This window comes from bacterium (genome assembly GCA_021372535.1).
In the GTDB taxonomy this organism is placed as follows: domain Bacteria; phylum Latescibacterota; class Latescibacteria; order Latescibacterales; family Latescibacteraceae; genus JAFGMP01.
Genome location: JAJFUH010000112.1, coordinates 87,628 through 95,425 on the forward strand (window position 1 = coordinate 87,628; position 7,798 = coordinate 95,425).

Annotated in this window: 11 protein-coding genes; all 11 read right to left on the reverse strand. The window is 51.3% G+C overall.

The window, feature by feature from the left end:
- Positions 1–16 precede the first annotated feature (16 nt).
- Positions 17–892 (reverse strand): DUF72 domain-containing protein, encoded by an 876-nt coding sequence (locus LLG96_10880; protein ID MCE5250710.1) that lies wholly within the window; start codon positions 890–892, stop codon positions 17–19.
- Positions 858–1,898 (reverse strand): S-methyl-5-thioribose-1-phosphate isomerase, encoded by a 1,041-nt coding sequence (mtnA, locus tag LLG96_10885; GenBank protein MCE5250711.1) that lies wholly within the window; start codon positions 1,896–1,898, stop codon positions 858–860. The genes LLG96_10880 and mtnA overlap by 35 nt, the downstream gene beginning before the upstream one ends.
- A gap of 17 nt (positions 1,899–1,915) precedes the next feature.
- A complete protein-coding gene (locus LLG96_10890) occupies positions 1,916–2,818 on the reverse strand; it encodes a PfkB family carbohydrate kinase (protein ID MCE5250712.1) in 903 nt (300 codons plus the stop codon).
- A 224-nt stretch (positions 2,819–3,042) separates the two neighbouring features.
- Positions 3,043–3,408 (reverse strand): ribosome silencing factor, encoded by a 366-nt coding sequence (rsfS, locus tag LLG96_10895; GenBank protein MCE5250713.1) that lies wholly within the window; start codon positions 3,406–3,408, stop codon positions 3,043–3,045.
- Between the two features lie 2 nt (positions 3,409–3,410).
- The gene (locus LLG96_10900) at positions 3,411–3,854 is read right to left on the reverse strand and encodes a LytR C-terminal domain-containing protein (GenBank protein ID MCE5250714.1); all 444 of its coding nucleotides are present in this window, start codon (positions 3,852–3,854) and stop codon (positions 3,411–3,413) included.
- A gap of 123 nt (positions 3,855–3,977) precedes the next feature.
- Complete coding sequence (locus tag LLG96_10905) at positions 3,978–4,472, reverse strand: hypothetical protein (GenBank protein MCE5250715.1); 495 nt, start codon at positions 4,470–4,472, stop codon at positions 3,978–3,980.
- Between the two features lie 167 nt (positions 4,473–4,639).
- Positions 4,640–4,996 carry an aspartate 1-decarboxylase gene (locus LLG96_10910; protein ID MCE5250716.1) on the reverse strand — a complete coding sequence of 119 codons (357 nt, stop codon included), beginning with the start codon at positions 4,994–4,996 and terminating at the stop codon, positions 4,640–4,642.
- Between the two features lie 17 nt (positions 4,997–5,013).
- A complete protein-coding gene (locus LLG96_10915; GenBank protein ID MCE5250717.1) occupies positions 5,014–5,529 on the reverse strand; it encodes a flavin reductase family protein in 516 nt (171 codons plus the stop codon).
- Positions 5,530–5,532: 3 nt separating this feature from the next.
- Complete coding sequence (gene panC / locus LLG96_10920; GenBank protein ID MCE5250718.1) at positions 5,533–6,387, reverse strand: pantoate--beta-alanine ligase; 855 nt, start codon at positions 6,385–6,387, stop codon at positions 5,533–5,535.
- 62 nt (positions 6,388–6,449) lie between these two features.
- Positions 6,450–7,355 (reverse strand): cysteine synthase A, encoded by a 906-nt coding sequence (gene cysK / locus LLG96_10925; GenBank protein MCE5250719.1) that lies wholly within the window; start codon positions 7,353–7,355, stop codon positions 6,450–6,452.
- Between the two features lie 60 nt (positions 7,356–7,415).
- Positions 7,416–7,798, reverse strand: a 383-nt coding sequence (locus LLG96_10930; GenBank protein MCE5250720.1) for a cytidine deaminase, incomplete at its 5' end; no start/stop codon positions are given.

Sequence of the window (7,798 nt, forward strand, 5' to 3'; positions counted from 1 at the left end):
TATATCCTTTTTGAATTCATGAATCGACCGGGTTAACCGCCGCATCGCTGTCGAGTCCGGTCAGGAAATCCATTCCCTTCCGTTTCATGAGATCACGGAACATCAATGCATTTCGTACGGCATATCCCTGATGACAGTTGTTGAAAAACGCGTAGAGTTTCCAGACCGTTTTTTCGAGCTCCTCCACTTTATCGATCCATTCACCGAGCTCATCTTCCGAATAATTGTAATCGTACCGGTCACCCGAATCTCCCCACCATGTTTCCCTGTTCCTGCCATGAAACCGAACATAGGCTTTATCACCCGTCGCCACGGCAACCGGCGGCATCATGTTTCCCATCGGGGGCTCATCCACCGAGACAAAAAAGAGCCCCGACCTTCTCAGAAAGTCGAAGACTTCATCACGGTTCCAGCTGTCGTGACGGAACTCGACAAAAAGGGGTGCATCGTTGTAACGATCCGACATCTCGGCAAGATAACGCCTGTTCTCCTGCGTATTCCGGAACCGCCAGGGAAACTGAGCCAGTATTCCCGAAAGACGCCCGGACTCCCTGATCGGTGCCAGAGATTCCGCGAATGACGGGTAAATATCGGCATCCTTGAGATCGTGGGTCGTTGCCTTGTTGGTTTTCACCATGAACTCGAAGGTATCGGGAGTCGCGCCGACCATGCGTTCGAATGTTTTCGGCGATGGTATTCCATAATACGTCGTATTTATCTCGACCGCGGAAAAATAGCGGGCATAATACCCGAGCATATCGGCTGGTTTTATATCCCCGGGATAAAAAACACCCTTCCAGTCCCTGAAGCTGAAACCAGATGTTCCGATGGCAATCATACCGTGGGCACTCTCATGGTTAGCGTTTCCGGCCGGTACGGATGTTCCGGGCATTCCAGCTTTTCAGCACCGGTTCAAAGGGAGGAACCGCAATGCCTTTTTCCGAAACGATCGCGGATATATTCTCCGCCGGTGTCACATCGAAGGCGGGATTGTAAAATGATACGTCGCAAGGAGCGGTCCGGACACCGTTGATGGTATTAATCTCGGAAGCGTCACGCTCCTCTATGGGAATTCCGGCGCCGGAAGCGATGGAAAAGTCGAAACTGGTCAGCGGCGCCGCCACATAAAACGGTACGCCATGCTCACGGGCGCAGACGGAAAGGCCGTATGTTCCGATTTTATTTGCTGTATCGCCGTTAACCGCTATTCTGTCAGCCCCGACGATGACGTGATTTATCCTTCCCTCCCTGAGCACTGCCGCAGCCATGTTGTCGCAGATAACGGTAACATCCACGCCGTTTTTCGCCAGTTCCCACGCAGTGAGACGGGCCCCCTGCAGAAGAGGGCGGGTTTCATCGGCATACACACGGATGTGTTTCCCCTCCCCGATGGCGGCATACACGATACCGAGCGCGGTGCCGTAACCCGATGTCGCCAGTCCTCCGGCATTACAGTGCGTAAGTACCGTATCGCCATCGGAAAGCAATTCCGCGCCATGACAGGAAAGCTCACGGCATATCCTGTCGTCTTCCTCGTGGATGGCTCGCGCCGTATCAAGAAGCACCTTCACCGGGTCGGAGGATTCAAACGCCGTATCGATTTCCGACTCCATACGGTCGAGCGCATAAAAAAGGTTCACCGCCGTGGGACGCGTCCCCCGGAGACGTGTAATCGAAGACCGGATATAATCCCTGTCGCATTTCTCCAGAGCCGCGACAACAACTCCATAGGCCGCCGCAACACCTATTGCGGGTGCGCCACGGACAGCAAGGGTTTTGATGGCGTCGCAGACTTCCCCGGTCTTTCTGAGTAGTATCCGTACCTCGCGTACGGGAAGGAGACGCTGATCGATGATATCGAGGGCGTTGTCAGTCCAGCGGAGCGTTTCGACAGGCATACGGGATTCCTCGCTCCTCAGAAAGAGGTTATGGCGCGGAAGCGATCCATGCGCTTTTCCACATCCGCAAACGTTATATCTCTCAAGGCATCGAGACTGAAATCCTCGACACCGAACGATGCCACAAGCCCGCCGTATACAACGGCTTTTTTGAGCGCTTCGGTTGTGGTCGATCCCGTTCTGGCGCAGTATCCCATCACCGCCCCGGCAAATGTATCGCCCGCGCCGGTGGGATCGGCGACCGTTTCGACCGGATAGGCGGGAATGGTAAAAAATGTATCGTTACCAAACAGCAGCGACCCGTGTTCCCCCTTTTTGATTATTACCGAATGCGGTCCCATGGTGAGGAGTATGCGGCCAGCTTTCAGAAGATTGGATGCGCCGGTAAGAATCTGCGCTTCGGAATCGTTGATAAAGAGAAGGTCGATTCTCTTCAAAACATCGCATAGCCCGGCGGAATTACCGCTGATGTAGCATTCCATCGTGTCCAGGGCGACAAACCGCGGATTCTCGGTCTGGTCAAGCACCTGCATCTGGAGCTCGGGGCCGATATTGCCGAGGAAAACGTACGGCGCTTTACGGGCGGTATCATTGAGAACGGGATTAAAATCCTGAAACACGTTGAGCTCGAGGTTTGTAGTCCGGCGTTTATTCATATCGAGTTCATATTCTCCCGACCATCTGAACGTTTTACCGCCTCCGATTACATGCAGATTATCGAGATTCACTCCGCGCCGTTCGAGAAACTCGATCTCTTCACGGGGAAAATCGTCCCCGACAACTCCCACAAGGTGCACCGGAGCGAAGAGAGAAGCGGCAGCGGAAAAATAAAGCGCCGAACCACCGGGAGCATTGGTAACCGACCCCGCTTCGGTGACAACATCATCGAGGGCGATGGAGCCTACTGCAACGATACTCATAAAATACCCCGACAGGTAGAAATGGTTGATATGATTTATTCAATAATATTTTTCACGCAAACCTTGAGAACTGTGATGGATTCCTGTTTCCACGGGAATGACACTGTAACGGGTAAAATACATCTCATATGGAAGTTTTATACACTGACCGGATAACCGGAATAAATTATTATTCCGCGTTTGATCCGTGTAAATCCGTGTCTAATAAAATCTGATTATCCGGGTTAATAGTCCGTTTCGATTTTACGAACCCCGGCATCGTCCCAGAGCTTTTCAATGGAATAATACGTCCGTGTTCCGGCATCGAAAACATGCACGACGATATCGACATAATCAAGCAGAATCCATTTTTGTGCCTCATACCCCTCGACATGCCACGGTTTGATGCTGTAATTATTTTTCAGCTTTTCCCTGACTTCATCGGCGATTGCCTTCACATGAACGGAAGAATTGCCGGTGGCAATGATAAAAAAGTCCGAAACACTGGTAATATTCCGCAGATCGAGCACAACGATATCTTCACCCTTCTTTTCCATGATAAGATCAACGATACGGTCAACATTCTGCTCTGTATCGTGATTCAGACTCACATTCAATCTTTACCCTCCTCTTTGAAAAGACTCAGGGTATCCCAGTCACGACCTATTATAAAAACGATATCTTCAATAATATATGGATTATCGGAGTGCTGGTTTATTATTTCCCTGATACCGGTCTTGTCCGCAATCATCCGCACTTTACGGGCATCCCCTCTCCGGTCGACGATAACCGAAACATCAAAATCGAATGAATCGGCGTTTCCTCCCATTCCATTGACAACATCGAATCCCTCATCGCGAAGCCTGCGGGCGCACAATGACGCAAGGCCCTCTCTTCCGCAGCCGTTCAGCACGGCAACCCTGACAAGTGAATCGAACTTCACCGGGGGCTTGGCCTCCTGACGGCGTTGTGAGTTATTGAGAATTATAAGCGAACCGAGAGAAAGACAGAGCACTGTGGCGGACACCAGTACGGTAATTTTGGTTATCGTGGTCATGCCATCTATAGAGGAGATACCTGTTCCGCTGAAATAAAAAAAGGGATTACGCAGTTATACTACGTATCCCGTCGAATAACATCAATATGCCTGAAAAACAGAGCCCATACACTGAAAATTTTCTTAAAACCCCATATAAGGTGAATATCCGAACCTGTCATACCCATAACCGTAAGGGCTGTTATATGAATAGGGATTATTCATCGAGCTGTAATCCCTGTAGAAAAATCCTATGACAGTATTTTTAAACGGCTTGTATACAAGATCGAAGGAGGGAATATAGACCCTCCCGCCATTAAGATCGTTATAACCGGAATAGTTTTTATCGCCGAAGAGCTGCGCGTTCTGTGACTGGTAGGCCACACGGAGCCTCATGGTCAGCGGCATGTTGAACCGGTATTCCATCGTGTTCAGATACATTCCCATCATTGTACCGTTTCCGCCCACCGAGGAAAAATTCATCGAATACTGCTGTTTCATGGTAAAACGCTCGGGATCGAGCAGGCTCAGTTTTTTCAGGCTGAGATTGGGTTTCAGCGGTAACTGGAAAACGCTTTTTCCTTTGGAATCCGAAACAGCGTACGGCTGTGAATAAGCGGAAAGAGCTGTGAACATCATGGCGGTTAACACGCATCCTAAAATTACCAGTCTATTGTTTCGCATCGGCGTACCTCACAGTTGTGTTCAACTGATATACTGCATGGTAATTAACATTGTTTCGTGTGTCATGTCAAGTGTGAATTGGAATAAATTTATAACAGGCGTCCCTTCTTCCGATACACAGGTTATTTTCTCCTGGTTACGGTGTTATTGTGGTCAAGAAAAACCGTTTTTTGTCTGAAATTCATCCTTTCATTGTCATCGACAACGGCATACGAAAGAATATGCACCCGGTCGCCTTTTTGCCCGAGCCGCGCCGCCGGTCCGTTAAGACCGATTATCCCGGATTTTTTCTCCGCGCATATTACATAGGTCTCGAACCGCTCGCCATTATTGAGGTTGACAACCTGGACGCGTTCATGTTCAACGATGTCGGTCATTATCAAAAAATCTTCGTCTATCGAGATGCTGCCTTCGTATTCAAGATCAGCCTGGGTTATAGTCGCATTATGAATTTTGGATTTCAGGATTATTCTCTGCATGGCATCCTTCTGATTTTCTACTGGTTTTTCACTGAAATTCCCGACATCCGGTATCCGGTTCCAACCGTATACAGTCTTCCGGGAGCGTCCGGGTTAACGTGTGCCGCAACGATCTCGCAGGCAAAAATCACATGGTCGCCGGTTTTTATCTCCCCGGTAATCCGGCCTTCGAAATTCGCGACCGCATCGTCCATAAGGACACAGTCAACCAAGCTTGCAGGAGCGGTTCTGACATCCGAAAGCGCCAGTTTATCGGTATCCCGCCCCGATCGTGTCCCAAAAAAGAGCGCCGCTTCAGCCTGATTCTCGGACGGATAAGCGATGACACATTCCTTCGCCTCACGGAGCACATCGAGCGAATACCGTGTCACCCCCACGGAGAAAGCCATCATGGGTGGCTCATGCGAGGTAAGCATGGTCCAGCCGATTGTAATGGGATTGACCCTGCCCGAGTGCTCCTTCGCAAGAACGATCACAACCTGTTCGGGATATTTTTTCACGATCGCTTTGGTAAACGGCGTTTCGATCTGCATACGTCACCCTTTCTTTCCGTGCAGCACAATATTATCGATGAGCCGCGTCTTGCCGAACCACACCGCTACAGCAAGAAGCGCGTTTTCACCGATCCGCTCGACATGCGATATCTCATCGGGATCGACAATATAAACGTAATCGATTTTTGCGCCGTCGGTCTTTCTTATTGTGCTGCGGACTTTCCGGATAATATCGTTCGACGAGGTTACACCCGAAGCCACACTATCCGCCGCCAAACAGAGGGATCGATAAAGTACGGTTGCGCTGCTGCGCTGCTCGGGGGTCAGGTACCTGTTCCGCGAGCTCATCGCAAGGCCGTCGGGCTCGCGGACGACAGGGCTTACCTCAATTGTGACCGGTATGTTGAGATCCCTGACCATGCGTTTTACCACGGCCACCTGCTGGGCATCCTTCTGGCCGAAAACGGCCATATGCGGATTTACAATGGCAAAAAGTTTCGCAACAACCGTGGTCACCCCGCGGAAATGTGTAGGCCGGGAATGGCCGCAGAGCTCTTTGGTAAGGTTTTCGACAATTATATAGGTCGCGTATCCCCCGGGATACATGTCCCTGGATTCGGGAGCGAAAATTAGATCGGCGCCGACCGATTCAATCGCGCGGGCATCGCTTTCGAGATCGCGGGGATATTTCCTGAAATCTTCACCGGGGCTGAACTGGGTGGGATTGACAAAAATGCTTACCACAACGAAATCGGACAGTTCTCGTGCGCGCCTGACAAGGCTCAGGTGCCCCTCGTGGACGGCGCCCATTGTGGGCACGAACCCGACCGTTTTACCTTCGGCGCGCTTCCGTTCCGAAACGAGCCGCATCTCATCTATGTCTGTTACTACATCTATCATGGTACTTTTTCAACGTTTCAGCGTAAAGAATGTTCGCTGTTTTTTTCACAGCAACACTATCAGAGCAGGCTTGTCGAAAAATATCGTTCTGCTCTGTCCGGGAGCACGGTTACGACACGGCTTCCCGGCCCGAGTTTTTTCCCGACCCGAATCGCCGCCCAGACATTCGCTCCCGAGGAAGTCCCCGCAAGAATGCCCTCGATGCGCGCCAGACTGCGGGTTGTTTCAATCGCATCATCATCGGTCACCGTGACAACCTCGTCGATAAGGCTGACATCCAGAACCGGCGGAACAAATCCATCGCCAATACCCTGTATGACATGCAGACCGGGCTCATGGCCGAGGAGTGCCGCGGAGTTCGCCGGCTCCACCGCGACGATATGCACGTTTTTGAGCCGCTCCTTGAGATAACGCCCGACACCGCCGAGAGTTCCGCCGCTTCCCACACCGGCGACAAACGCATCGACGCGGCCTTCCATCTGGTCCCAGATTTCAACGGCGGTTTCTTTATAGTGGGCTTCGGGATTCCGCGGATTTTCGAACTGCCCGACCTTGAACGAATCCGGTGTTCTGGCGATAAGCTCCTCGGCTTTTTCCACGGCTCCGGTAATACTCGTCTCTTTCGGTGTAAGGATAAGTTCGGCTCCGAGCGCGACAACGATTTTCTTGCGTTCCTCGCTCATGTCCTCGGGCATGACGATTATGACACGATATCCCTTGAGCTTTCCGACCAGCGCGACGCCGATGCCGGTGTTTCCGGATGTCGCTTCGATGATTGTCGAAGACGGTTTCAGCAGCCCTTTCTGCTCGGCATCCTCGATAATCCAGCGCGCCACACGGTCTTTGATCGAACCCCCGGGATTTAAAAACTCCGCTTTCGCATACACCGTGCCCCTGTTGATCCTTTTAAGACGGAGCATGGGTGTATTGCCAATTAAATCAAGAATAGTATCTGCAACGTTCATAATTTCCTTTATCCCCTGATAATGAGGGTAACAGTAAGCGGTCGTATCGAAACGGCAGGCTCAATATCCGCGCGCCTGCTTGAGATCGAACTGCTCGTTGTTGATAAAATCCTGCACATCGTATGTGGTGACAAGCACTTCGTTTTCAAGTACTTTTACCGTTCTGATACCGGCATTGATAATAAGGCGGGTACAGATTTTACAGGGCCGGGCTCCCGAAACGATTTCACCGTTCTCGGCATCCAGACCGACAAGGTACAGGATCGAATCGAGCATATCGGTGCGGGCCGCATGAATAATGGCGTTCATTTCCGCATGAACACTCCTGCACAGTTCGTACCGCTCGCCGTGCGGTATCCCCGCCTGCTGACGGGGGCAGATGCCGAGATCGCTGCAATTCAACGTTCCGCGGGCAGCTCCGGCATATCCGGTCGAAATGATCT

Bases quoted from the DNA above. Each gene is read 5' to 3' on its own strand.
- LLG96_10880 (MCE5250710.1), bottom strand. From the start codon at position 892: ATGCCCGGAACATCCGTACCGGCCGGAAACGCTAACCATGAGAGTGCC.
- mtnA (MCE5250711.1), bottom strand. From the start codon at position 1,898: ATGCCTGTCGAAACGCTCCGCTGGACTGACAACGCCCTCGATATCATC.
- LLG96_10890 (MCE5250712.1), bottom strand. From the start codon at position 2,818: ATGAGTATCGTTGCAGTAGGCTCCATCGCCCTCGATGATGTTGTCACC.
- LLG96_10900 (MCE5250714.1), bottom strand. From the start codon at position 3,854: ATGACCACGATAACCAAAATTACCGTACTGGTGTCCGCCACAGTGCTC.
- LLG96_10905 (MCE5250715.1), bottom strand. From the start codon at position 4,472: ATGATGTTCACAGCTCTTTCCGCTTATTCACAGCCGTACGCTGTTTCG.
- LLG96_10910 (MCE5250716.1), bottom strand. From the start codon at position 4,996: ATGCAGAGAATAATCCTGAAATCCAAAATTCATAATGCGACTATAACC.
- LLG96_10915 (MCE5250717.1), bottom strand. From the start codon at position 5,529: ATGCAGATCGAAACGCCGTTTACCAAAGCGATCGTGAAAAAATATCCC.
- cysK (MCE5250719.1), bottom strand. From the start codon at position 7,355: ATGAACGTTGCAGATACTATTCTTGATTTAATTGGCAATACACCCATG.